Below are 24,448 nucleotides of genomic sequence, written 5' to 3'. Positions count from 1 at the left end.
ACAATATGACTAATTTAGTTGCAATTAATTACAGTGCTCACAAACATTTAAAAATTGATATCGCGAAAACTCAAGAACACAGTGCCACGCAAAATATGCTTCCCGTTGTGGTTGCTGAATTTAGCCAAGTATCTGTGCAACATCCGATCGTACTTGCTAAGAGTGGTGAAACAGGCGAATTTACCTTAACGGCATTATTAGGTTTTGAGCAACATGAAAATTTATTTTCGAAAGACGGTCAATGGCAAGGAGTTTACATACCATTACAGTTACAAAGGCAGCCATTTTTTGTCGGTGATATACAAGCTGAAGAAGCGGGAGATTATGCGGTTTGTATAAACTTAGACAGCCCATCGATAGTTCGCGACTCAGCGCAAAATAACGTCAATGACATCCAGGTATTATTTACTGACAGCGGTGAAGATAGTGATTATTTTGTTAAAATGAAACAATGCTTAGGGTATTTATTGCAAGGCGAAATAGAAAATAAAGCACTGATCGACACATTGTTAGCACTTAATTTAGTGCAGCCTCTTTCCCTTGACGTTACCTTTTGCAATAAGCAAAGTTCACGTTTAAACGGTCTATATACGGTAAGTGAAGAGAAAGTTGTGGCACTAGATCCTGAACAAATAGGGCGTTTACATAAAGCCCAACAGCTTAAACCAATCTACACGATGATCAATTCATTGGGTCAACTGTATCCACTTATTGAACGTAAAAATCAGCAGTTAGTTAGTGTACATGACTAGTGCTACTTTTTTAAACCCGGCAATGAAAGTTACACGCTTAGTTGTTGGTAATGAGCGCATACCTGTTTTAGTGATTGATGATTTAAGTTTAAACTATAATGAACTCATCGCCTGTGCTTGTAAAAACGTTAATCATAGCTCGGCATTTACTGCATCTAATGGAGATTTATACCCAGGGGTTCGCAAACCATCACCGGCTAACTATAGTGAGCAACTTAAAGAGTTACTCCCTATCTTAAAGTCGTCGTTCAATTTTATCGATAGCAATGACATGAAAGTGGTTTTTTCTGCGTTTTCAATTGCCACAACACCGGTAACAAAATTAAGGCCCATTCAAATGTTGCCTCACTTTGATACTCCTAGTGTTAACCAGCTTGCTGCTGTGCATTTTTTATGTGCAAAAGCATATGGTGGAACGTCCTTGTATCGGCATAAAGCATCTGGCTTTGAACGTATAACACAGCAGCGACTCGCACCGTATCGTGCAATGATCAAACAGCAAGCCATTGCTCAAAGGCTCCACGAACGTCCTAGTTATATTTCCAGTGATACAACATTGTTTGAGCAAATAGCCTCACTAGAGGCGAAACCGAATAGGCTTATTGTATATCCAAGTAATGCCTTGCATTCTGGTAATATTAATCCTGATTTAGGACTATCTAGTAATCCATCAACAGGCCGTTTAACCATTAGTAGCTTCCTAGCCTTTGGGTAATAACAAAGGCTAGGAAGCTAAAGTAACCTGAGCGCAGATTTAGTATTTTGATTGAATGGCTGAGTTTGTAGATGTTATATCTAAAGTAGAAATATAAGTTATATCGTTTGTTTATTGGTAATACTGTAAAATAAACATGTACTTAAAAAGCTTGTGTAAGATAATTCATATAATTTTCGCGCTCAATGCTTTAAGTACTGCGCGGGTTCTATCGCGGGTATTGAGCTTTGCCAGTAAGCTTGATACATGATTCTTAACGGTTCCTTCGGCTAAAAAAATGGCTTGAGCTATTTCTTTATTAGATAGTCCAGCTGCGATCAGTTTTAAAATACCAGTTTCGCGTTCACTCAGCGGTTCAATTTCATTATCCCCAAAGGTCGACAGCTGTGCTGCATTTAGCTGATTTAATAACACTGGCTCTGCTAAGGTTTGTCCGTTGTACACACGATGGACTGCATGATGAAGCTTTTCGGTGTCGACATCCTTGAGTAAGAATCCATTAGCTCCTGCTTGCATTGCATCGACAAATAACTGCGGATCATCAAAAGTTGTTAAGATAATTACCTTGCAATCAAAATGCTGTTTGCGAAGTTGGGTTAGTGCTTCGATACCATTGACGCCAGGCATCCTAATATCCATTAATAGTACATCAATGGGATCAGAGGATAGCTGCTCGCATACTTTGATGCCTGAGTCGAGTTGCCAACAGACGGTAAATTCGTCCGCTAAAGAGAGTAAATTGGCGATCCCCTCGCGGATCAGTGCTTGGTCGTCGACAATGGCTAGTCTGATCATAATGTGTCCTTAAGGGGGAGGGTGACATGTAAGCAAAAACGCTCTGGCGTTTGCTTGATTTCCATACAGCCTTGATATTCACTTACCCGCTCTTTGATTGAGTTTAAACCACAGCCGAAATTCAAATCACTTTGTTGGGATTGCTGATTAATAATATCTAAGGCTAACATTTTGTTGGTCTGTGATAGTCGCACTTCAATGTGTTTAAATTGGCTATGCTTAATCGCATTGGTAATTGCTTCTTGACACACTCTTAATATACATTCGGCTTGCTTATGGGAATGGATCTGCAGCGCATTGTCGATGCTAACAGCAAAATTGTAACCAGGTAACCGATCTGCAATTTCATTGAGTGCTGTTTTTATATCAATATCACCGTCGGTACGAATACTGCGAACCATGTTGCGGATCTCACTCAGTAATGCTTTTGCTAAGTCGCGTGATTGGATCAATGTCGCATGAGAAGAGTCATCTTTTGAGTTGGCTGTTTGCTGTGCGGCAAACTCTAAATTTAAAATTAATGCGGTAAGTTGATGGCCACAAATATCATGCAGGTCACGACTAATCTCAAGGCGCTCACCATGACGAATACTATCGGTTAGTAAACTTCGTGTAGAAGCAAGGTGTGCATTCATCAGTGTTAATGCTTTATTTGTTGCAGCTTCTTTGACGGCAACTTTACTGGCGGCAAACGAAAAAATCTCAAAAGCCAAGTAGACACTACTTAGTGTTAATTCATGCCACAGAGAAATAGCATTTTCTTTACTAAAAAAGAGCACCAGCACAAGTGAGCTATGAGCAGCAACCATCGGGACTAAAGCGTATCTCGAGCTAAAAATGAAAGGCAGTTGCCCTGCTATAATCACCAATAAAATATAAATTAATGGGGTGTGTAATATCCAGCCTAATATTAAAGTTGCCAGTATTTGTAAAAATATAAAACAGCTTAAACTGCGAGGATTTTGGTTTACACCATTTGTCAGTGTAATCACTAAAAAGCTTAGTATATACAGCATATAAGCGAGAAAACTGCTTAATAGCGATGTGGCTTGACTAGTTACTAAAGTAAGCGCCATAACTGTGGCGCAGCCTAGTAAGCCCGCTAATGTTAGTTGCCAGTTAATAGGTTTTTTTAGTGTCAATAAAGAGGGCGACTGCATTTCGCTTCCAGCAAAAAAACAAAGTGCTTTAGTTTACGTTAGCTTGTCTTTAAATAGCAATAAAACAGTATGCGGGTTTTTAAACGCGATGTTAATAAATTTGCTTAATACTAAGACATAAACAAACTAATTTCAAAAAACATGACTTTTGGCACCTGTATTATATGTGGGACTTTTCTACAGTAGCTACATCAGCTTAGCAATAGGTGTTAAGCCACATTAGAAAGAGCTTGTTATGTTTAAAAAATTAGTTTTTACCAGTGCATTTGCAATCAGTAGCTTAGCTGCACAAGCTGCCGAATTAACGGTCGATATTGCGGGGATCACACAGCTTGAAGGTGATATATATGTGGTGCTTTATGACTCAGTCTCTGCTATGGAGTCAAATAAAGCCACGCTAGCATATAAAGGGGCCGTGACTAAGTTACAGACTACAGTAACATTTAGCGATTTAAGCGCCGGTGATTACGCCATTTTGGCTTACCAAGATTTAGATAATAATCAAAAGCTCAATCGTAATATGATTGGTATTCCTAATGAGCCATATGGTTTTAGTAATAATCCTCGTTTAATGGGGCCGCCAAGTTTTGACAAATTACGCTTTGCTGTCGGTGATGTTGATCACACTATTCAAATTTCGATTGATTAAGGATATTGCTATGTTACGTCGTGAATTTTTAAAAAAATCAACATACTTAGGCACATGCGCAATTATCGCTAGCCAATGCCCTGCGGTATTTGGAGCAAATGCAAAGCCACAGCCAAGTCATTCTTCTGCTATACAGTCTTCTTTTTTAGGTTGGCAAGGGGTAACGGATAATATTGATCCACATTTTGAACCTTGGCAAGGTGAGCTACCCGTTCAGTTACAAGGTATGACATTTTTCCGCAATGGCCCGGGTATGCAAGAGCGGGCAGGGCAGCGTTACAGCCATTGGTTTGATGGCGATGGGTTTGTTAATCAATTTAAATTTTCACAGCACGGTGTCACTCATCAAGGAAAATTTACACAAACACAGAAGTTTGTCGAAGAGAGTAAAGCAGGAAGGTTTCTATATAATGGTGCAGGCTCAATAATTACTAATGCAAAACCGGCAAAAAATACCCAAGTATTCAATACTGCAAATACGGCATTGTTACCAATGGCCGGTGAGCTTTGGGCTATGTGGGAAGCGGGTACGCCGTATCGCCTTGATCAAGAAACACTCGCAACCAAAGGACAGGTTGATTTTGGGTCTGAATTAAATGGGGTTCCTTTTTCAGCTCATCCTCATGCTGATAGCGATGGTACGATTTGGAACTTTGGTGATATTTCTTTTACAGGTAAACCTTGCATTGTAGTGTATCAACTGACGGCGCAAGGAGGCATAAAACGCTATAAACTTTTACCACTGCCACATCATAGTTATATTCATGATTTTGCAGTGACAGAGCAGTATTTAATATTTTATTTGCCGCCCATGTTACAGCAACTGGGAGAAACTTATATAGAACGATTTAAATGGCAAAAACAATTAGGCAGTCGGGTATTAGTGGTTGATAAGCATAGTTTGCAAGTAGTTAACCAGATGGAGCTTGAAGCTGGATTTGTTTTTCATTTTGGAAATAGTTGGCAACAAAATAATGAACTAGTTGTTAACTTATGTCTGTATCCAGATGCAACTGTAATGACTGATGTAATGGCTAATATAGACAATAACCAAAATCGTATTGCGCATGAACCAGCTAAAGCAGCCCAGCTTAGGCTTAATCTTGTTACTAACAAGGTATCGATTAACTGGGCTGAACCATATATGGAATTTTTGCAATTTGATAAGCGTTTCGCTGCTAAGTCATCGGCTTTGCAGTATGGCGTAGGAATAAGCAAAAATAATCCAAATAAAGAGTTTGATGCAATCACAAGATTGAACACGCAATCAGGCCAAAGTCAAAGTTATAGTTTTGGTGATACTGCCCATGTTGAAGAGCCTTTATTTATAGCCAAAACAAATAGTAATAGAGAAGGGCAAGGTTATATCATTAATACGTGGTTGGATTATGGATCGGCTAAAAGTGGTGTTGCTGTTTTTGATGCGGAGAAAATAGGTCAAGGGCCGTTGGCTTCAATGCAATTACCCTATCATTTACCGCTGGGTTTTCATGGAGCAATAGTATAGCAAAAGCTAATTTACAGTTTGCAAAGCAAGTGTGTTTAATTGTTGCTTGGAATCTAACGGTAAAACTCCTTTGCCAGTGAGTTTAATACCGGCGCTTAGGTGCTTAACCATTAGTAGCTTCCTAGCCTTTGGGTAATAACCAAGGGTAATGTTTTTGCAAAAGAAAGCTAAAGTCTTATTATTTTGTGCCGATATTATTACCAGGATAGTTTTAAGGATGAAATATGAAGATCTTACCTGTTATTACTATTCCTGAAGCTCATGGGTTTCAAAGTAAATACGAAAAACGACTTGAAGAACAAGCAGCGCAAACAGAACAGCCTGAATATATTTTGTCTGAGTTTTTAGATGCTAAAGCGCAAGAGTATAGCGAAGATGATGTGAATTTTGCTGAACAGTATAACAATTTACAAAAAGTGTATGAAGATTTCGCTCAAAAGATCATCGTGCTACAAGAACAAATTAATAAATTAAAACAAGATCCAATTCAGCGAAATCTCAAGCTTGAAAGCCACAATAGCAACTTTATACAGCTGGAAAAAAATACCGAAGCGCAAAATTTAAAAATAGATCCTGAGCATACTGGTGCGAAAAAATACCGAGATTCTCAACAGCAAGAGCAAATTGATATATTAGTTCAGCAACTTAATGAGCTAAAGTCCAACCACGCAGAAATAAAGTAACAGATGATAGAAATGGTTATCACAGAACTTAAAAAGCGAGATAACGAAGAATATGATTTTAAAAAATAATTTTAATATTTCCAATATAGCCGCTTAATTTACGCTATTTAAGCTCAAAGTTAATATGCGCTAATTTAAGTTTAAAATTACCTTGCTGCTTTTTGGCGATCATAAGGCCCAATTGTTGTACATCTTTGAACGTTAACTCTGGTTGCTGCTCTAAGGTTTTACCACGGTAAGTGAGACTAAAGTCAGTTGGTGAGAATGTAACGACTTGCCATTGATCTTTTAATGTTGCAAACGAAGCAGTAAACGCTGGCCCATCTAGGTACTGACTCGTTCTTAAGCGAAGTTGATACGTTTTACCATCTCCTTTGAACCGTAAATATATGAGATTGGCGTTTTCTTTATTAGTGTTTATTGTTGTGCGTATTGAAGCAAAGCCTCCATTATTTTCAAGAGAAACGTTGCCTGTAAAAATTAAGCTATTGTCCTTCTCATAAGCTTGGCTGGTCGATAAACCGCCCATTACTGAGTCATTAACTATTTGCCAGTGCAGAATTAAATCGCCGGAACCTGATAGTAATGGCAAACTAGTTGTAGGGTTTGTTTTCATTTTTTATCGCAAAGCTTTGTGTTATAGATAAGTTCAATAATACGTATGTTCAGATAAATTGATCACTTTTTTTAAAATAGGGAAAGCATGAATTCAGATAAATTTTTTAAATGGGTATGGAACTTAAATGGAATTATTTTATTAGTCGGGGTTTTAATTGCTACTGCGTTAATTTCAGTCCAACTTGTTACAACAGTATTTAATGATAACGACGTTGAGCCACCGGCATTAAATTTAGCAGATGACAAGAACGAAGAAGAAAAGTGGCGTTTGGGCTACCCGCGAAGAGTAGGAGAAACGGACTTTTATTATATAGAGCTTGAGTCTGAAAAGTTAACGGTTGAAGCCGATACCGAACGTGGGTTAGGGCAAGTTGTAGAAAATTTTAGTGGTTCCTCTTATTATAAACATAGGCCAACACGGTCAAAAAATGTGATGTTTATCAATGGTAAAACAAACTATGCAAATTGGCTTTTTGATACGACAGATCAGTTGATCACTGATATTTCTCCATTGTATTTATCTGAATTTGATTCGCAGTCAAAAGCGGCGGGTATTGCCTATCATGTTATTAAAAACGACACAAATAACGACGGCCTTTTAAGCAACGAAGATAAAAGCACTTTTGCGTTAAGTAAAATTGATGGCAGTGGTTATAGCGAGGTTCTCACAGGCTTCGACCGCATTCTTGAGCATGCTGTTAATGAGCAAGGCAATTTGTTTATGTTGTTTATAGACAATGCTGAAGTGTTTTCAATGCTTGTTGATTTAACTACTTTTAAAGTGATTGATAAAAGGCAGCTACCTAAAGTCGGAGGACTATAACTATTACTCATGATTATTATTTAACCTGACCTCTGATTAAGAGAATTACTAAGACACTGATTATAAATATTGTTCAGGTTATTTACACTCTGTTACAGTTATTCGCCGAACAAAGCTGCAATCCATTTTTATGTTGTTATGATGATATAAAATAACAACATAAGGATGGTTAAGTTGAAATTACGTACTTTTTTAACCGCAATAGCGATTGCGGTTGCGCCTACATTCTCACCCATAGCCGCGGCTTATGATACTCAAGATACGCGATTATTACGTTTTCCTGATATTCATAAAGAGTCGGTTACTTTTGTTTATGCCGGTGATATTTATATAGCAAATATCAAAACGGGTAAAAGCACGCGCTTAACAGATCACATTGGTTTTGAAACATTCCCTAAGTTTTCTCCAGATGGGAAAAGAATCGCTTTTTCAGCACAGTACAATGGTAGCCGCCAAATATATGTAATGAATCGCGATGGCAGTGATCTAAAGCAACTGACTTACTATAACGATGTTGGTGTGATGCCGCCTCGTGGTGGCTATGATTATCGTGTCCTTGATTGGACGCCTGATGGTAAACATATAGTGTTTCGAGCAAACCGTACACCTTATGGTAAGCGTGTGGGACGTCCTTACATGGTGCCTGCCGATGGTGGCTTAGAGCAGCCATTGGCCATACCTGAAACGGGTGGCGGCATGTTATCGCCTGATGGTAAGCAATACGTATATACACCAATTGATCGCGAGTTTCGTACCTGGAAGCGCACGCGAGGGGGGCGTGCACAAGATGTATGGATCTATGATTTAGAGCACAACAAGTCTACGCAGTTAACTACTGATAGAGCCACAGATCAGCAGCCTACTTGGGTGCATGATAATATTTATTATGTCTCAGACAGAGCATACACCTTAAACTTATACAAGCATCAAGACGGCAAAGCACCAGTAAAAGTGACCAATCACACGGATTTTGATGTGCTTTGGCCATCGGCAGGCCCAGATGCCATAGTGTATGAGAATGGTGGTTATTTATACCGTTTTGACGATGCAACGCAGCGTGAAGAAAAGCTGACTATTAACGTACAGGGAAATCGTGAATATACCATGCCTTATAGCAAAAATGTGGCTGGCTTTATTGATTCGATGGATGTATCCCATGATGGTAAGCGCGTGGTTTTTAGTGCCCGCGGAGAGCTGTTCTCAGTACCCGTTAAAAATGGCCCAACACGCAATTTAAGCCATACGCCTAAAGGGCGTGAAATTGCCGCTTCGTGGTCACCAAATGGCCGTTATATTGCCTATATGAGTGATGAAAGTGGTGAGTACGAAATTTATATCCAAGACCGAGCTAATAACAACAAGGTTAAACAACTGACAACTAATGGCACTATTTGGCGTTTTGACCCTGTTTGGTCTCCGGACAATAAAAAGCTATTGTTTGCAGATCTAAATCACACCTTATGGTGGCTTGATATAAAAACCGGCAAGCAGCATAAAATTGATACCGCTAAGTATGAAGAAGACGGCTTAACTACGTATATTTGGTCACCTAATAGTGAAGATGTTGTATTTGTTAAAAATAACGAAAATCGTTATGCCTCATTATGGCATTATAATTTAAAAGATAAACAAGTTACACGTCTGACCGACGATATGAGCAGTGAACGAAATCCGGCGTTTTCTCCTGATGGTCAGCAATTGTATTTTACTTCAGAGCGCGACTTTAACTTAACTTTTAGTAGTTATGAATTTGACTACATGTTTAATAATGCCACGCGAATTTATGCTGTTGCTGTCAATAGCAAAATCAAACCGCTGAATACGCCACTGACTGATGAAATAAGTATTGTTGACTCGAAAGCGAATAAAGACGATGACAAGTCAGCTAAACCGCTAAGCACTTATATTGAAAGTGACGGTTTTATGGACCGCGTTGTCGCTCTAAGTGCCCCGGCCGGAAATTACAGTGCTTTAACTGCTGTAAAAGATGGCGTATTAACACTCTCTGCGGGTGAGCTGAAATTAATACCTATTGCCGTCGATGGCGAAATTGCCACCGTAGCGAAGGGGGTTAATAGCTATAAAATATCAGCGAATGCGCAGCATATTATTGCTCGCTCAGGTGATAATTACAGTGTAATTAAGCCAGCCGCTGAGCAAGATTTAAAAGCCACCCAGTTAGACTTGCAAAATATGATACTAAAAATTGACCCGCAAATAGAGTGGGCGCAAATGTATCGTGAAGGCTGGCGGACATTACGTGATTGGTTCTACGATGAAAATCATCACGGCCAAGATTGGGATGCTATTTTAAAACGCTACCAACCAATGGCTGATGCAATCGCACATCGCGCCGACCTTGACTATGTGCTAAGCGAAATTGCCGGCGAGATTAACTCCGGGCATATTTATGTCAACTCTGGCGATATGCCAACTGCAACACGTTTACAGCATGGTTTATTAGGCGTAGAAATTAGCGCGCATAAATCCGGTTTTGTAAAAATCGAAAATATCTTTAAAGGCGAAAACTGGCACGAGAACTTCCGCTCACCACTCAACGAGCCGGGCGTTAACGCAAGCGTTGGTGATTATATTGTTGAGGTAAATGGTCGTTCAGTAAAAGATGTGGTTAACTTTTATGAATTACTTGAAAACACCCAAGGTAAATCGGTTGAGTTATTGCTTAGTAAATCCCCGAGCCTGAAAAAAAGTTGGAAGGTAACAGTTAAACCAATCGCAAGTGAAACCGGCTTACGTTATTTACAATGGACGCATAGCCGTGCTGAATATGTAAATAAACTATCCGACGGTCGTATTGGTTATGTACATTTGCCAAACACACATTACGAAGGTAATCGTTCGTTATTTAAAAACTTTTTACCGCAAACTAGCAAAGAAGCAATGATCATAGATGATCGCTACAATGGCGGTGGTTTTATCCCTGAGCATATGATCACTTGGCTGGCACGTAAACCGCTTAACTACTGGAAGCGTCGTGGCGTTGAGCCAACTAAAACACCACAGTTTGCCCATGATGGACCAAAAGCCATGCTGATCAACGGCTACTCAAGTTCAGGTGGTGACGCACTACCGTATTACTTCCGCCAAGCAGGTTTAGGTAAACTAATTGGCACTCGCACTTGGGGTGGGTTAATAGGTATCTCTGGTAACCCAGGGCTTGTGGATGGTGGTTCAGTTATTGCTGCCACCTTTAGAATACTCGACAATGACGGTAACTGGATCATCGAAAATGAAGGCGTAAGCCCAGATATCGAAGTGATTGACCGTCCAGAGCTTATTCAAGCTGGGCAAGATCCGTCGATTGAGCGTGCCGTACAAGAGCTGTTAAAAGAGCTTAAGGCAAACCCGAAAAAAACCTTGATTGTGCCGCCAGCTCCAACAGAGTTTGGTAAGTAGTAAGGTTAATAGGTATTAAAAACTGAGCCAGCATTTGCTGGCTTTTTTATAGCTTTTTGCGCTGAAGTTCGTATTTAAATTTGTCGGTCGCCATTTATGGTGAAAAGGAACGTATAAGATACGTACTGAAGTTTAACTGTTAAATAGTTCATCTAATCTAAAATATTCAACACCATCACCTGATTGTTTACTGATATTACACATTTTTATGGCGACTTGTTTGCCCGTGATAGGGCGATACTTTCTTAAACCAGTCAGCATACATAAAATTGGTAACAATACACTGCCAAGCTTTTCACCAATACGAAATTCGTTATTACGCTCGCCAAGTAATAACGATGGCTGAATAATACTAATGCGTTTAAATAGCAGTTCTTTGACAGTATTTTCAAGTTCACCTTTCATTTGTAAATATGCGTTACCACTATTGGCATTTGCACCACTGGAGGATACTAGCAAGTAATGGTGTACTTCGTGTTTTGCAGCAAGTTCAGCGACTTTTAACTGATAATAAAAATCAACCTTACGCTGAGCGGCTATAGAGCCAGCTGCTTTTTTTGTCGTGCCTAAACATGAAAATAATATATCCGCTTTAAAAAGCGCAGCGTGTTGAGCTAAATGGTTAAAGTCCACTACATGATTAACGACTTTGTCACTGTTATAACTAATAGGGCGACGCGTTAGGGTGATAACTTTACTGATATGAGTTGCCACAATTAATTCTTCAACTAAGTGACTGCCCACTAAGCCAGTTGCACCGACAACAATAGCGACTTTATTAAGCATAAGTATCCTCAAGTATTAATTTTATTTGTGAGAACTGGGGGTGATTATAATATCACTTATCAAAAGTCTAATAGTGGCTAAAGTTATAGCTTACTATTAGACTGATAACTATTAGATTTCTTTTTTTAACAAGACGATAGGGGATAAAATATGTTTTATCACTTGTTCATATTTACTGTCATCGGTTAAATCTGGGGCATGAAGATCTAGACCAATTTCAAAGTCATAATTTTTGCCATCAGGAATGTAGTACTGTACGGCAAGGCTTATTACCGGCCTAAATTCGACTGACTTTTGAGGTATTGTTACGATATGTTGCTCAACACCATTCCAATTAGCAGTGCCATCAATAACTTTTATTGAGGTTTCTTGCGGCTGAATAACTAACAGAGTATTAATATTTGGATATGCGCTTTTAACGTTATTAAACGTGTATTGCATTGCTGTTTGTATTAGTTCTAAGTTAAGTTTACCTGTTTTTGTGTTGAAAGCACCGCCTTGTTTCATAATAAAACTATCAAAAAATCTTTGTGCCTGCGGATTTAGGTTAGTTAAATTATATTTTTTTGAGAAGTTGACCACGTTATTGTCAAATGCTTCTCGGTATAATACTTTGCTACCGGTATTGGAGGTTGGCAACCATATATAGGCAAGATCGCTATGGGTAGGTGCGTTGACTAATGTGATTGCACTAATCCTCACTTCAGGATCGCTATTATATTGAATCAGTTTACACCCGACTAAATTTAGTAAAGTCATGATGATTAAAAAAAGCTTCATCATTTTTTTGTTTTCCAAGTGTCAATTGTCTTTAGTGCAAATTGTAACGCGTTGTCTAATTTTGTAGGATCTTTAAATAATTTATCAGCATCTTTAACAATAATTTCTTCATCGCTGTTAAATTGTGCAACTAATTCAATACCCCCAGAACCTGTTGTTAACAGTGTATCGTGTTCATCTCTAATACGGATATATAGTCGGCTCCCAGGAACATAACCTTCTTCGTTCTGAAATAACGATACAAATATATCTCCACCATCAGCGCCGCCTTCAAGGTAAGACTCTTCCTGACCATACCATTTTGCCACATGTCCTAATAGAATACTGTTAGTAAATTCTGCTCTAACAGTATCTACGCCCGCAAATACAAACGCACTTATACCTAATTTAGCTTTTGTTTTAGCAAGCGCTTTTTTCCAGATTTCATTACGTAGGTTTTCATTTTCCTGACCTGTAAGAGGGTCGTACAAATTATCAGCATTGTCTAATAACTGATAATAAAGATCATAAACCTCGCTGGCATCGACTACTTGAAATCCGCGATCTTCAAGTGCTTTTTTTATAGGTGTTTTATAATGATCTGCTAACTGTTGTTCAAAATAACTGAGCTCTTCTTCAACATAAAAACCACCAAGCCCAAGTATCTGATGGTTTGATTTTAGTTGTGCAGTATTCATGTAATTGGGTGAAGAGTTACACCCACTTAATGTTATAAGGATAAAAATAGTATAAATATATCTCATAATAATTCCTGAAAATGAGTGTTAAGTTAAAGTAATTTGATTCCGATTTTAGCGAACGAGGTGAGGGTCAGGTATCTATATTCGCTACCTCCAACTTGCGAACGCCAGTTGATCGTAGTTTTTTTATTATTCAAACCGCTATCAGTATAAAAAATTAGGTATTTTGCCTCGCTTGGCAGAGTAAACTGTGTTTTGTAGTACAGCTTACCGTCCAAACCTAAGATTGTTGGTAAACCATTTTGCCATGCTTCATAGGGTTTGAGGTGTTGAATAATCTGTTTTGACTTATCCAAAAGCAATAACTGAGGATAGACAAGCGTTGCATTTTGAATAAATACGCCATTAGCGTAGCTAAAAACTTGGGCAAAACGACTATCGCTAGGTTTTTCAATTGCAATAAATGGACTTTTCGCATCGCCAAAAAGTCTTACAGGCTGCTTTTTCAAATCAAAATGAATAAACTGCTTTGTTTGTTGCGCTACGAATGTAATATCGTTTAAGTTAATACAACATACCGTGTGATTCTTTAATATTGCGAGATCATTTTTAGCCGAATTCGCGCAGCCTGATAACAATAGAAGTAAGAGCAATACAATTGTTAACTTTTTCATAAGTATTTTAATTATTATTAGTATATAGATAGTATCTAATATGCAATAAGACTGAAATATATAAATTGCTAATATGTGACACAATGTAAATGAAATGAAAGGTGATGAATTTAAACTGGTTTATTACAGGCTCAATGGTTTGTAATTAAACAGATAAACTAAACATCGGTCTGCGTTTAAACGAGCAATAATCTTTTTAAAAAACTATAAAATTGAAGAGGGACTTTATGAGTATCATCTCCTTAACCACTCAACATAACGTTGCGGTGTTAACCTTAACAAACGGCGAAAACCGCCAAAATCCACATTTTGCACATCAACTAAAACAAGCGTTAGCAGAGGTTGTTGAAAACCAAAACCACAAAGCGCTAGTCATCACCTCAAATGATGATAAGTGTTGGAGTTTAGGCATTGATACTGATTGGTTGTTACCTGCTATGCAAGCAAAAAAGGCCGATGAAATACGTGGTTTTATGTACGACATGGACGATGTATTTAAAACCTTACTGCTTTTTCCTATGCCAGTGATCGCTGCCATTAATGGTCATGCTTTTGGTAACGGTGCAATTTTAGCGTGCGCGTGTGACTTTAGATTTATGCGCGGCGATCGCGGCTTTTTTTGCTTCCCTGAAGTGGATTTATCAATCCCATTTTTACCTGGCATGATCGCCTTTGTGAAAAAAGCGATCCCTTACTATCGCTTTAACGAAATGAAACTGACAGGGCGTCGCGTTTCTGGATCAGAGCTTGCAATTGATCACGTTATAGAAAAAGCCTCAACAGACCAAGATAGCCTATTAGCGGACGCAATGGCGTTTGCCGCTGCATTTGATAAAAAGCGCGCCATTTTTGCTGAGCACAAAAAACGTTTACACAAAGAAATAATTCGTGTGATAGATGAAGAAAATAAACCATTTATAGATAATCTAGCCTTGATGGTTTGAAATAACAATCTAAATAAAGATGCTTATTTAATTTTAAGGATAAAGGCGTAAATGAAAGCGAAACAAATAGAACAATTAGCATTAACAGCTGCTGAAACTAAGGAAGTTATTACGCCCTATGCATTTAAAATAGATCAAGCGTTATTGGGACTACCACTTGCTTCACCGACTCGCCGCGCGCTCGCGATGGTAATCGATGTAGCGCTAATTTTTCTCGCGGCTAAGATCAGTGCTGCTGTAATCGCATTTGTAGCTGCAATGGCTTTTTATAAAGGCACAGCGCAAAAATACTTACCAACAATGTCGACTGTTTGGCGAAGAGTATTAAAAATAACAGCTACTAGTATATTATTTATAAGTTCACTCTCAGTGCTTTCAATCGCAATCGATTTTTTTGAGGATGATACTGCGATTCAAGGGATAAGAATTAAACGAGAAACACCATTAAATGCAGAGGAAAAACAACAGATAAATACTTATTTAACGCAAACAGCACAAAGTCAAAATTGCAATCAGACTTGTCAAAGCAATGCACTTGCCAATTTAGTTGCTCAAGTGCCACAACTGGCTGAAATAGATGAGTTTGATAATGCTCAGGTTGCCCGGTTGTTATTGAAAGTAATGGTTGAAGCTGATGAGCAGACGGCTGAACCTGAAGACGCACCGGTTAAAGCTGCACCTGTGAATAGTATTTTACAGTGGGGCAAAGGAATCATTCAAGATTTAGGTCTTGGCTTTGGTTGGGCCGCGGTGTACTTCACTTTATTTTCGCTTTTGTGGCGTGGCCAAACACCGGGTAAAAAACTATGCAATATCCGAGTTGTCGCACTTAGTGGCGAAGATTTAAGTTTATGGGATGCGTTTGGCCGATACGGCGGCTACGGCGCAGGGTTTGCAACTGGTTTACTAGGTTTTTTACAAGTTTATTGGGATCCGAACCGCCAAGCCATTCAAGATAAAATATCAGCAACTGTGGTTATTAAAGGCAGTATAAATCAGCTAATAACTGAAGAGACAGTTAAAGCGATTGTTAAATAGATAGTTAGACTCTAAGCAAGTTTTATAGAAAGGATTAATATACAGAAAATGCCCTATTTATGAAAAATAGGGCATTTAGGGAGGTTCACAGTCCTAAAAACTCTAAATAAGGCATAATAACATCGATATTTGATTTTATGAGTGCGCTAATACCGGCAAAAAACAGCGCGAATAGTGTACACGCTGAAACATAGCTAACATGTTTATAAATCAGACGATAAAACTTGTCCAAGAAGTTCCACATCAAAAATAATGCGGCTATCCAAAACATGGTATCAAGTTTATATAACAGCGCAATTGTGACTACCGCTATTTCACTAATTAAACCGATAAGCTCAGCGCTAAAACGTAGCCAAGGTTTTTCTTTCAATAAGAAAAAGCTAAGTTGGGAGATCCCTGAAAAATAAGCAAGTGGCAGTAAGGTGAGCATACCAAGTTCAAAAGATTGCAGAGGCTGTCTTAATTCGAGTAAAGGTGCGAACCAATCGGTATAAAATACTAACCAAGCTAATAGAGTTAACGTAAAACTAAGCGCCGTTAAATAAACAGATTGTGCAACGCGTTCATCTTGGCTGCCGACGGTTACTCTGCCTGGAGCAACTAATATCATAAAACCAAAAGTTGATAACAAAGCTAATACACTGCAAAACCCAAATATGCTGTTATCAAATATTAAGGTTAGCGCAGCAAATGTAATTGCTAAGGGCCATCCTACCCATTTAATTTCTTCTTTTTCGTCACTAATACGACTTAGCACTGAATAGCTAATAACGCTGCCTAAAGAGAATCCTGCAACCAGTAACCAATATTCGTAATGTAAAAAAATGAGTGAAAAAATAGACGCGCCGTAAATCAAAAGTTCGTTGAGTAATGGTGGGAAATGTGACATCACTTTGCCAATTAAGGCCAATAATAACAAAGCTGAAATAGCATATAGCGCGGTGGTGAAACTATCAATACGCTGCTCGGTGTCAGATATTGGTGAAGGTTGTTTGCTAATTTGATGGGCATTACCAATCGGTATGTCGGAGGTGTATGTTCCACTGTCTAAGTCAAAATGAAAGTTCGTTTGCGCTTGTTGATGTAAAAAAGTAGATTTTTCAGTATACACATTCTCTGAAACAGCATTTTCAGCTTTTAACTCTAGTAATAATTGATATTGAGCTTGTAACTCATTCTTTGAACTGACTTCATATTGAGCGGCTAAACCCAAGGAGGGGATAATAAGCATCAATACGAACAGAATAAAATGCCTGATTCTGACCATGTGCTGTGTAATTGATTGTTTGCATTGGGTGTTAATTAACAACATACAACTTCCTTGTTATTATGTTTACGACAATTGATGTAGATGAAATATATCAATTGTGTGATTACTTTTTAGTGAATATATTTAACGGTGATTATCTTTATATTTAAATTTTACGATTAATGCTGCGATTGTAATGCTAAAAATAAATAACCACACAGGCAAGTTACCGTATTGACTATAGATGCTGTCGCCTTGGATTAGCTTGATATTAACTTTAAGGGTGTCGGCTTTAAATTGTGGCATGCGGACTTGAATTTGACTGATTGGGTCGTATACGCCGCTGATGCCATTGTTGGTCACACGAATAAGCGGGCGTTGTAATTCAAGGGCACGCATACGGGCTATTTGCATGTGCTGGTGGGGACCGTGGGAGGCACCAAACCAGGCATCATTACTTACAGTAAATAAAATATCCGAATCATTGTGGTAATTACCACGCACTAAATCAGCAAAAGCGATTTCGTAGCAAATGGCCGGTAATATATTTAAGCCATTAGCACGTAAGTTATTTTGAACTTGGTCGCCGCGAGTGAACGATGACATGGGTAGGTCAAATAATGGCGCGATTGGGCGCAATATATCTTCGAATGGCACAAACTCACCAATGGGTAGTAATTGATGTTTTTGATAACGATTTTTACCTAAGTATTGATAATGACCGTGCTCGTCGCTGTGCTCTTTATTGCCAAGTACAATAAGGGTGTTAAAAATAGTTTTGGTGTCGAGTTGGTAATCAACAATACCGGTGATAAGTGCGGTGTTGTTAAATGACGCTGCACTATCGAGGCCGGCCAAAAAGCTGTCGGCAAGGGCTTCAATTTCAGGAATAGCTGCCTCGGGCCAGACGATCAAGTCTGCATCCCAGTGGGGGCGAGTCATGTCTTGATATTTACTCATAGTGGTCCAAAACTCACTAGGCTCAAAACGCAGGCTTTGTTTGATATTACCTTGCACTAATAAAGCACTAATGGTTGTTTCGCTGTATTGATTGCTGCGGCTAACAACACCCATACCGCTGATAACAGCGATGATAGCTGCGGTTGCTATCGTTAGTTTAAAGTCTTTTGCAATAATAAGCCTATAGAGTGCAAATGCGATGGCTATGCACACTAACGTTAAGCCAAATTCACCGATCAGCGGCGCTAAAAAGTTAAGTGGGCTATCGGTTTGAGTATAACCAAAGCTTAGCCAAGGGAAGCCGGTGAGTACCACACCGCGTAAGTATTCGGTGACAGCAAAGCCTGAGAGTAATAATAAACCGTAGCTACTAGGGCCGCTGGCAAAGCGTGTGGCAAACATAAAGGCTAAAGCCGGGTAGATAGCTAAATAAGCACATAACAGCACCATCAGTAACACTGAGGCTACCAGTGGCATACCGCCGAAGGTGGCAATGGAGACATGCACCCAACTGATACCTGCGCCAAACCAACCGAGGCCAAATATAAAACCATATTTGGCGGCGCGTTTACTGGCTAGTTTGCCATATTGCTGCCCAGAATTATGTGTGTGGGTACTGTATATCGCTAATGCTAAACAGGCGAACGTGAGGGGCCAAATCTCAAAAGGGGCATAACACAAGGTTAAAAAGAGGCCCGCAACCAGTGCGAGCCATGCTTTTTTATCTTTTGCTAAATGCAGGCAGTTAGTCAGAAGTGTCTTCACTGTCGTTATCATCAGCCTTTGGCACTGTAACCTGTAATTGCAATAATCGACGATTATCGGCATTGGTTACTTTAAATTGTAAGCCATCTATATCAATTATTTCACCACGGCCAGGCATATGCCCAAAGGCGTGTAAAACAGTACCACCGATGGTATCAGCGTCTTGCGTGCTGTAGCCAGTTTTAAAATATTCGTTAAAATCATCAACAGGAGTAAGTGCTTGAACAACAAACACATGCTTTGCAAGTTGACGAATATCTAGTTGCTCTTCTTCGTCGTGTTCATCTTCAATTTCACCGACGATGAGCTCAAGAATATCTTCTATGGTTACTAAACCAGATACACCGCCGTATTCATCAATTACTAACGCCATATGGTAACGCTGTTGGCGAAACTCATTAAGTAGCGTATCAACACGCTTACTTTCAGGCACAACAACGGCTGGGCGTAAATAATCACGTAATGATGGCAGTAGATCATCTTTATTGAGGATCAGTGGTAATAGATCTTTTGCTAGTAAAATGCCTTCAATGTGGTCTTTATCTTCACACACCACTGGAAAACGTGAATGCGTTGAATCGACCATCATTGGAATGAGTTCTTCTAGTGGCGCTTCCACTTCGAGCGTGATCATTTGTGAGCGCGGGATCATAATATCTCGCACTTTTAACTCTGACACACCGAGCACACCTTCGATCATCTCTTTGGTTTCAGGATCAATGACATCCCGAACTTGCGCATCGGCAATTACTTCAGCCAGCTCTTCTCTATTCTGGGGTTCCCCTTGCAACATTTGGGTAATTCTACCCAACCAGGTCTTGCCAGAAGAACCCTGGCTAGTCTGCGAGTTATCGTCGCTCATTGCGTCTACTTGCTCCGTAAATTTAAATATCGTCCCGATATGGGTCTGCTATGCCTAATTCGGCAAGCAATTGCTTTTCAATGCTTTCCATTTCTGTCGCATCTTCATCCTTTATATGGTCAAATCCAAGTAAATGCAAGCATCCGTGGATCACCATATGGGCAAAATGGTCATGAAATGACTTTTCTTGCTCTATTGATTCAGCTAACACTATGGCTGGGCAAATAACTAAATCACCCACCAAAGGTAGCTCTATACCTGCTGGCGCTTCAAATTCAAACGACAACACATTGGTTGGTTTATCTTTACCACGGTAGTCATTATTGAGTTGTTGGCTTTGCTCTTCATCAGCAATAACAATACTCAGCTCTGATTCATCACGGTATTGACTAAGCACTTTATTAGCCCACAGCGCAAACTGCTCAAGACTAGGCAAGTTATCAAACTCGCAGGCTATTTGTAAATCAAGTTCAGTGTTCACGGCATCACTCTTTAGTCGAAGGTTGCGCTTGCTCTTGGTTTGCGAGCAAGTCTTTAGCACGTTGTTTTTCCGCGCGTTTGAGTCGTTCTGCTTCATCGTTACGTTCGTAGGCTTCAACAATACGTGCCACGACAGGGTGGCGTACCACGTCCTGTGATTGGAAGAAGTTAAAGCTTATTTCGTCTACATCGCTAAGTACTTCAATGGCGTGACGAAGCCCTGAGCGCGCACCACGGGGTAAATCTACTTGGGTAATGTCGCCAGTGATCACTGCTTTTGAATTAAAACCAATTCGGGTTAAGAACATTTTCATTTGTTCAACCGTGGTATTTTGGCTTTCATCTAAAATAATAAAGGCATCGTTAAGTGTGCGACCACGCATAAAGGCAAGTGGAGCGACTTCAATGACATTTTGTTCCATCAGCTTTTCGACTTTTTCAAAGCCGAGCATTTCAAATAAGGCATCGTACAATGGGCGCAGGTATGGGTCGATTTTCTGACTTAAATCACCTGGTAAAAAACCCAGTTTTTCACCGGCTTCAACAGCAGGGCGGGTCAATAAAATACGCCGTATTTCTTGACGCTCTAAAGCATCAACTGCTGCGGCGACAGCTAGGTAGGTTTTACCTGTGCCAGCAGGCCCTATACCAAAGGTGATATCGTGACGAAATATATTCGATACATAATGACCTTGATTGTCGTTACGTGGTTTTATTACGCCACGACGAGTTTTGATCATCACCTCTTTGCCATATTCGTTTAGCTCATCTTGCTCTAATGCATTTGACTCACTAATGGCTAAATGTACGGTATTTGCTTCAATTTCAGTAATAAGACCGCGTACTGGCTGAGTTTCGACATATAAGTCTTTGAGGATTTCCATCGCTGCAAACGCGCTGGTGGTTTTACCGGTGATTTTAAAATAGTTATCGCGATGAGTAATTTCAACACCTAAGCGGCGTTCAATGTGTTTGATGTTTTCGTCAAACGGGCCACATAAAGATGAAAGACGTTTGTTGTCGGAGGGTTCTAAATAAATCTCTAATTTTTTTAATTGATTACTCAAAATTGCTTCCTGTTTTGATGTGCCAGCGAGGCTGGCACAGTAAGTTTCGCCTAAGGAACGAAAGTTGCAACACCTAATTCATCAGGGGTGGCTTGCGGCTCTGGTTGTGCTGCTTTACTTAAAATATCAGCAGGAGCAACCGCACGGCGTAAGTTCATTTGGGATTCTGTACGAATTAAGTCACCGCGTAAAGAGTTTGGCAGTGCCTCAGTTATACGTACATCAACAAACTGACCGATCACTGTGTGTGGGCCAATAAAGTTTACTACGCGGTTGTTTTCAGTACGGCCACGTAGCTCCATCGGATTTTTCTTGGATGGACCTTCAACTAGGATGCGTTGTTCAGTATCAAACATTTGACGACTGATCTGTTGCGCCATTTGAGTAATACGGTTTTGTAGTAGGTATAAACGCTCTTTCTTTTCTTGCTCGCTGACATCATCAGGCAAATCAGCCGCTGGCGTACCCGGGCGTGCGCTGTAGATAAAGCTAAAGCTCATATCAAAACCAATATCATTGATAAGGTTCATCGTCGCTTCAAAGTCAGCGGCGCTTTCACCTGGGAAACCAATAATAAAATCTGACGACATACTTAAATTAGGGCGAATTTTACGTAATTTACGAATCGTTGATTTGTACTCAATAGCAGTGTGACCACGTTTCATTAAATTAAGAATACGATCCGAACCGCTTTGTACAGGTAAATGTAAGTGATCGACTAATTCAGGTACGTCGGCATAAGCGTCAATGATGTCTGGTGTAAACTCTACCGGGTGCGACGTGGTGTAGCGAATACGGTCAATCCCGTCGATAGCTGCAACATAACGAATTAAATCTGAGAAGTAACAAATTTCACCATCGTGAGTTTCGCCGCGATAAGCATTTACGTTTTGACCTAGTAGGTTTACTTCACGAACATTTTGCTCTGCAAGTTGAGCAATTTCTAATAATACATCATCAAGCGGGCGGCTGACTTCTTCACCGCGCGTGTAAGGTACTACGCAGAAGGTACAGTATTTAGAGCACCCTTCCATAATAGATACAAATGCAGAAGGACCGTCTGCTTTTGGCTCTGGTAAACGGTCAAACTTTTCAATCTCTGGGAATGAAATATCAACCACAGAGCTGCCTTTGTTACCTTGCACTTGTTTGATCATTTCAGGTAAACGGTGCAATGTTTGAGGGCCAAAAATAACGTCAACAAATGGTGCGCGTTGGCGAATTGAATCGCCCTCTTGTGACGCAACACAGCCACCAACACCGATGATCAGATCGGGTTTGTCATCTTTGAGTAATTTCCAACGGCCTAGTTGATGGAATACTTTTTCCTGCGCTTTTTCGCGAATTGAACAGGTATTGAGTAGGATAACATCTGCATCCCCAGCTTCATCAGTTAACTGGTAGCCGTTGGTTGCATCGAGAAGATCAGCCATTTTCTGAGAGTCGTATTCATTCATCTGACAACCCCAGGTTTTAATATGCAGCTTTTTACTCATTGAAATATAGCCTCGTTTTCAATTCGGTAGTGGCACGGTTGTGCGCTAAACAGGATAAGCGGCACTTTCGCTTACTTAAAGGACGCGTATTTTAGCTGGATACCCGTCTAGATCCAAGTATAGTTTTTATGTTTGTGAATTGAAGTCAAACAAAGTGCGTTTTATGGTTGATTAAGATGAAACTCACTCGCACTTGTAAACAGAAGTACGATACAATCAAGCGCACTGAAAATAACCAAATTAGTGACTAAAAATGATGAAAAACAAGGTTATTGTTGTTGGCGGCGGCATGGTTGGTGCAGCCACAGCAGTTAAACTCGCTAAACAAGGATGCCAAGTAACAGTGATTGAGCAGCAGATAATTGATGCTGATGCTGTATTGGCAAGTGAAAAAGTTGATATTCGTGTATCTGCTATCAATCGTTTTTCAGAAAACTTATTAGATGACTTAGGCGCTATGCCTATTTTACGAGTGCATCGACATGCCCCATATCAACAGCTCGAAGCGTTTGAACGAACGGGCGATAACCTTTTGTTTGATTGTCACGATATTAATACCACTCATTTAGGCCACTTAATTGAAAATAATTTAATTCAAGCGAGTATCTGGCAACAGTTTGCACAGCACAATATCGAAGTGATTGAAACACCTCAATCATTGTCCGCAATTGAGCAAAGCGAACAGCAAGTGACATTGCATTATGGTGAGCAGCAATATACAGCTGATTTAGTTGTTGCTGCAGATGGTGGGCAATCGTTATTACGTCAACAGGCAGGTATTGGTGTTACGGGTTGGCAATATGGCCAGCATTGTATGGGAGTATTAATAAAACTAGACGCTGCGCAACAAGTAAAAACATGGCAGCAGTTTAAGCCCACAGGTCCGGTAGCTTTTTTACCTATGCAGGCGCCATACGCCAATTTAATTTGTTACCACGATGCAAAGCAGTTAAAGCAATGGCAGCAACTCTCAGCAAGCGAATTAAAACAGCAACTGCTTGCACATTTCCCGCCCTTAGCTGGGGACTTTGATATCATAGAGCATGCTGTTTTTCCGTTAGCCCGCCAACATGCCAACAGCTATTCAGATGGCCGTATCGTGTTGGTTGGTGATGCAGCGCATACGATTAATCCGCTCGCTGGGCAAGGGGTTAACTTAGGTTTTCAAGATGTCGTAGCGCTTGCTGATATATTAAAAAATGCAGACGATATAGGTGCTGCACAATATCTTAAACAATATGAGCAAACTAGACGCAAAGCAAATTTGTTAATGATGAGTATGATGGACGCTTGTTATTTTGGTTTTTCTAATCAACTAACTCCATTGCAGTGGGCACGCAGTCAGTTTTTGAAAATGGCAAATAAAACCGGACCGGTAAAGCATTGGGTATTAAAATATGCGATTAGCGGTGAAATCAGTTAAGAATTCTCATTTTATTAAAAATATGATTATCATAGCGAATTAAATAGCTAACTAATTTAATGTAATTGGTATTAATAGAATGGCTAGGGTGGGCGAAAGCTCACTCATATAATTTTTTGATAAAA

At 39.7% G+C, this 24,448-nt stretch carries 23 protein-coding genes; 10 read left to right on the top strand and 13 right to left on the bottom strand.

Going from position 1 to position 24,448, the window contains the following annotated elements:
- Window positions 1-5: 5 nt before the first annotated feature.
- Together H5182_RS16675 and H5182_RS16670 are read left to right on the top strand one after the other, a co-directional pair.
- Entirely contained in the window at window positions 6-752 is a 747-nt protein-coding gene (locus H5182_RS16675; RefSeq protein ID WP_145240574.1) for a SapC family protein, read from the top strand.
- Window positions 745-1,467 carry a DUF6445 family protein gene (locus H5182_RS16670; protein ID WP_259398325.1) on the top strand — a complete coding sequence of 241 codons (723 nt, stop codon included), beginning with the start codon at window positions 745-747 and terminating at the stop codon, window positions 1,465-1,467. Before H5182_RS16675 ends, H5182_RS16670 begins: the two co-directional genes overlap by 8 nt.
- 165 nt (window positions 1,468-1,632) lie before the next feature.
- Here the strand turns inward: H5182_RS16670 and H5182_RS16665 are convergent, their stop codons facing one another.
- The gene (locus H5182_RS16665) at window positions 1,633-2,262 is read right to left on the bottom strand and encodes a response regulator transcription factor (protein WP_182760350.1); all 630 of its coding nucleotides are present in this window, start codon (window positions 2,260-2,262) and stop codon (window positions 1,633-1,635) included.
- Window positions 2,259-3,422, bottom strand: coding sequence for a sensor histidine kinase (locus H5182_RS16660; RefSeq protein ID WP_182760349.1), 1,164 nt, complete (start codon window positions 3,420-3,422; stop codon window positions 2,259-2,261). The genes H5182_RS16665 and H5182_RS16660 overlap by 4 nt, the downstream gene beginning before the upstream one ends.
- 235 nt (window positions 3,423-3,657) lie before the next feature.
- Between H5182_RS16660 and H5182_RS16655 the strand changes: the two genes are divergently transcribed.
- The 3 genes from H5182_RS16655 (at window position 3,658) to H5182_RS16645 (ending at window position 6,261) form a co-directional block, all read left to right on the top strand.
- Window positions 3,658-4,071, top strand: a complete 414-nt coding sequence (locus H5182_RS16655; RefSeq protein WP_145240580.1) for a DUF2141 domain-containing protein — start codon at window positions 3,658-3,660, stop codon at window positions 4,069-4,071.
- 10 nt (window positions 4,072-4,081) lie between these two features.
- A complete protein-coding gene (locus H5182_RS16650; RefSeq protein ID WP_182760348.1) occupies window positions 4,082-5,578 on the top strand; it encodes a carotenoid oxygenase family protein in 1,497 nt (498 codons plus the stop codon).
- A 224-nt stretch (window positions 5,579-5,802) separates the two neighbouring features.
- Window positions 5,803-6,261, top strand: a complete 459-nt coding sequence (locus tag H5182_RS16645; RefSeq protein ID WP_182760347.1) for a hypothetical protein — start codon at window positions 5,803-5,805, stop codon at window positions 6,259-6,261.
- A gap of 103 nt (window positions 6,262-6,364) precedes the next feature.
- Here H5182_RS16645 and H5182_RS16640 read toward each other — a convergent pair whose 3' ends face one another.
- The gene (locus tag H5182_RS16640) at window positions 6,365-6,877 is read right to left on the bottom strand and encodes a CIA30 family protein (RefSeq protein ID WP_182760346.1); all 513 of its coding nucleotides are present in this window, start codon (window positions 6,875-6,877) and stop codon (window positions 6,365-6,367) included.
- An 87-nt stretch (window positions 6,878-6,964) separates the two neighbouring features.
- Here H5182_RS16640 and H5182_RS16635 point away from each other — a divergent pair, with 87 nt between their 5' ends.
- A complete protein-coding gene (locus H5182_RS16635; protein ID WP_145240588.1) occupies window positions 6,965-7,702 on the top strand; it encodes a hypothetical protein in 738 nt (245 codons plus the stop codon).
- A 174-nt stretch (window positions 7,703-7,876) separates the two neighbouring features.
- Window positions 7,877-11,119, top strand: coding sequence for a PDZ domain-containing protein (locus H5182_RS16630; RefSeq protein WP_404936221.1), 3,243 nt, complete (start codon window positions 7,877-7,879; stop codon window positions 11,117-11,119).
- A 132-nt stretch (window positions 11,120-11,251) separates the two neighbouring features.
- Here H5182_RS16630 and H5182_RS16625 read toward each other — a convergent pair whose 3' ends face one another.
- The 4 genes from H5182_RS16625 to H5182_RS16610 all read right to left on the bottom strand — a co-directional run bounded on the left by H5182_RS16625 (window position 11,252) and on the right by H5182_RS16610 (window position 14,039).
- On the bottom strand, window positions 11,252-11,905 hold the full coding sequence (locus H5182_RS16625) for an NAD-dependent epimerase/dehydratase family protein (RefSeq protein ID WP_182760344.1): 654 nt from the start codon (window positions 11,903-11,905) through the stop codon (window positions 11,252-11,254).
- 111 nt (window positions 11,906-12,016) lie between these two features.
- Window positions 12,017-12,688 (bottom strand): hypothetical protein, encoded by a 672-nt coding sequence (locus H5182_RS16620; protein ID WP_145240594.1) that lies wholly within the window; start codon window positions 12,686-12,688, stop codon window positions 12,017-12,019.
- Window positions 12,685-13,428, bottom strand: a complete 744-nt coding sequence (locus H5182_RS16615) for a hypothetical protein (RefSeq protein WP_259397362.1) — start codon at window positions 13,426-13,428, stop codon at window positions 12,685-12,687. The genes H5182_RS16620 and H5182_RS16615 overlap by 4 nt, the downstream gene beginning before the upstream one ends.
- Before the next feature lie 26 nt (window positions 13,429-13,454).
- On the bottom strand, window positions 13,455-14,039 hold the full coding sequence (locus H5182_RS16610; RefSeq protein ID WP_145240596.1) for a hypothetical protein: 585 nt from the start codon (window positions 14,037-14,039) through the stop codon (window positions 13,455-13,457).
- A gap of 227 nt (window positions 14,040-14,266) precedes the next feature.
- Here H5182_RS16610 and H5182_RS16605 point away from each other — a divergent pair, with 227 nt between their 5' ends.
- Together H5182_RS16605 and H5182_RS16600 are read left to right on the top strand one after the other, a co-directional pair.
- Window positions 14,267-14,983 carry an enoyl-CoA hydratase/isomerase family protein gene (locus tag H5182_RS16605; protein ID WP_145240598.1) on the top strand — a complete coding sequence of 239 codons (717 nt, stop codon included), beginning with the start codon at window positions 14,267-14,269 and terminating at the stop codon, window positions 14,981-14,983.
- Between the two features lie 51 nt (window positions 14,984-15,034).
- The gene (locus tag H5182_RS16600) at window positions 15,035-16,021 is read left to right on the top strand and encodes an RDD family protein (RefSeq protein WP_182760343.1); all 987 of its coding nucleotides are present in this window, start codon (window positions 15,035-15,037) and stop codon (window positions 16,019-16,021) included.
- Window positions 16,022-16,106: 85 nt separating this feature from the next.
- On the opposite strand, the gene H5182_RS16595 is transcribed toward H5182_RS16600, so the two are convergent.
- The 6 genes from H5182_RS16595 to miaB all read right to left on the bottom strand — a co-directional run bounded on the left by H5182_RS16595 (window position 16,107) and on the right by miaB (window position 22,900).
- Window positions 16,107-17,333: a hypothetical protein gene (locus tag H5182_RS16595; protein ID WP_182732194.1), complete on the bottom strand. Its 1,227-nt coding sequence runs from the start codon at window positions 17,331-17,333 to the stop codon at window positions 16,107-16,109.
- Window positions 17,334-17,414: 81 nt separating this feature from the next.
- Window positions 17,415-18,995 carry an apolipoprotein N-acyltransferase gene (gene lnt / locus H5182_RS16590; protein WP_145240604.1) on the bottom strand — a complete coding sequence of 527 codons (1,581 nt, stop codon included), beginning with the start codon at window positions 18,993-18,995 and terminating at the stop codon, window positions 17,415-17,417.
- The gene (corC, locus tag H5182_RS16585; protein ID WP_149980717.1) at window positions 18,976-19,857 is read right to left on the bottom strand and encodes a CNNM family magnesium/cobalt transport protein CorC; all 882 of its coding nucleotides are present in this window, start codon (window positions 19,855-19,857) and stop codon (window positions 18,976-18,978) included. Before corC ends, lnt begins: the two co-directional genes overlap by 20 nt.
- Before the next feature lie 22 nt (window positions 19,858-19,879).
- Window positions 19,880-20,338: an rRNA maturation RNase YbeY gene (gene ybeY, locus H5182_RS16580; protein WP_145240621.1), complete on the bottom strand. Its 459-nt coding sequence runs from the start codon at window positions 20,336-20,338 to the stop codon at window positions 19,880-19,882.
- 4 nt (window positions 20,339-20,342) lie between these two features.
- The gene (locus tag H5182_RS16575) at window positions 20,343-21,404 is read right to left on the bottom strand and encodes a PhoH family protein (RefSeq protein ID WP_182760342.1); all 1,062 of its coding nucleotides are present in this window, start codon (window positions 21,402-21,404) and stop codon (window positions 20,343-20,345) included.
- 50 nt (window positions 21,405-21,454) lie between these two features.
- Complete coding sequence (gene miaB, locus H5182_RS16570; RefSeq protein WP_145240625.1) at window positions 21,455-22,900, bottom strand: tRNA (N6-isopentenyl adenosine(37)-C2)-methylthiotransferase MiaB; 1,446 nt, start codon at window positions 22,898-22,900, stop codon at window positions 21,455-21,457.
- Between the two features lie 253 nt (window positions 22,901-23,153).
- Here miaB and H5182_RS16565 point away from each other — a divergent pair, with 253 nt between their 5' ends.
- Window positions 23,154-24,323 carry an FAD-dependent oxidoreductase gene (locus tag H5182_RS16565; protein WP_182735560.1) on the top strand — a complete coding sequence of 390 codons (1,170 nt, stop codon included), beginning with the start codon at window positions 23,154-23,156 and terminating at the stop codon, window positions 24,321-24,323.
- The last annotated feature ends 125 nt before the right edge of the window (window positions 24,324-24,448 follow it).

It is taken from the genome of Pseudoalteromonas sp. SG44-17 (genome assembly GCF_014164235.1).
In the GTDB taxonomy this organism is placed as follows: domain Bacteria; phylum Pseudomonadota; class Gammaproteobacteria; order Enterobacterales; family Alteromonadaceae; genus Pseudoalteromonas; species Pseudoalteromonas rhizosphaerae.
The sequence above is the reverse complement of the archived record's forward strand: the minus strand, read 5'-3'. Positions and strand labels throughout refer to the sequence as shown.

Excerpts from the sequence above, each read along its gene's own strand:
- H5182_RS16605 (WP_145240598.1), top strand. The coding sequence starts at position 14,267 with ATGAGTATCATCTCCTTAACCACTCAACATAACGTTGCGGTGTTAACC.
- H5182_RS16650 (WP_182760348.1), top strand. The coding sequence starts at position 4,082 with ATGTTACGTCGTGAATTTTTAAAAAAATCAACATACTTAGGCACATGC.
- H5182_RS16670 (WP_259398325.1), top strand. The coding sequence starts at position 745 with ATGACTAGTGCTACTTTTTTAAACCCGGCAATGAAAGTTACACGCTTA.
- H5182_RS16660 (WP_182760349.1), bottom strand. The coding sequence starts at position 3,422 with ATGCAGTCGCCCTCTTTATTGACACTAAAAAAACCTATTAACTGGCAA.
- H5182_RS16635 (WP_145240588.1), top strand. The coding sequence starts at position 6,965 with ATGAATTCAGATAAATTTTTTAAATGGGTATGGAACTTAAATGGAATT.
- H5182_RS16565 (WP_182735560.1), top strand. The coding sequence starts at position 23,154 with ATGATGAAAAACAAGGTTATTGTTGTTGGCGGCGGCATGGTTGGTGCA.
- H5182_RS16645 (WP_182760347.1), top strand. The coding sequence starts at position 5,803 with ATGAAGATCTTACCTGTTATTACTATTCCTGAAGCTCATGGGTTTCAA.
- H5182_RS16640 (WP_182760346.1), bottom strand. The coding sequence starts at position 6,877 with ATGAAAACAAACCCTACAACTAGTTTGCCATTACTATCAGGTTCCGGC.
- H5182_RS16615 (WP_259397362.1), bottom strand. The coding sequence starts at position 13,428 with ATGAGATATATTTATACTATTTTTATCCTTATAACATTAAGTGGGTGT.
- H5182_RS16620 (WP_145240594.1), bottom strand. The coding sequence starts at position 12,688 with ATGATGAAGCTTTTTTTAATCATCATGACTTTACTAAATTTAGTCGGG.
- H5182_RS16595 (WP_182732194.1), bottom strand. The coding sequence starts at position 17,333 with ATGTTGTTAATTAACACCCAATGCAAACAATCAATTACACAGCACATG.
- H5182_RS16600 (WP_182760343.1), top strand. The coding sequence starts at position 15,035 with ATGAAAGCGAAACAAATAGAACAATTAGCATTAACAGCTGCTGAAACT.
- H5182_RS16610 (WP_145240596.1), bottom strand. The coding sequence starts at position 14,039 with ATGAAAAAGTTAACAATTGTATTGCTCTTACTTCTATTGTTATCAGGC.
- H5182_RS16675 (WP_145240574.1), top strand. The coding sequence starts at position 6 with ATGACTAATTTAGTTGCAATTAATTACAGTGCTCACAAACATTTAAAA.
- H5182_RS16665 (WP_182760350.1), bottom strand. The coding sequence starts at position 2,262 with ATGATCAGACTAGCCATTGTCGACGACCAAGCACTGATCCGCGAGGGG.
- corC (WP_149980717.1), bottom strand. The coding sequence starts at position 19,857 with ATGAGCGACGATAACTCGCAGACTAGCCAGGGTTCTTCTGGCAAGACC.
- H5182_RS16625 (WP_182760344.1), bottom strand. The coding sequence starts at position 11,905 with ATGCTTAATAAAGTCGCTATTGTTGTCGGTGCAACTGGCTTAGTGGGC.
- H5182_RS16655 (WP_145240580.1), top strand. The coding sequence starts at position 3,658 with ATGTTTAAAAAATTAGTTTTTACCAGTGCATTTGCAATCAGTAGCTTA.
- miaB (WP_145240625.1), bottom strand. The coding sequence starts at position 22,900 with ATGAGTAAAAAGCTGCATATTAAAACCTGGGGTTGTCAGATGAATGAA.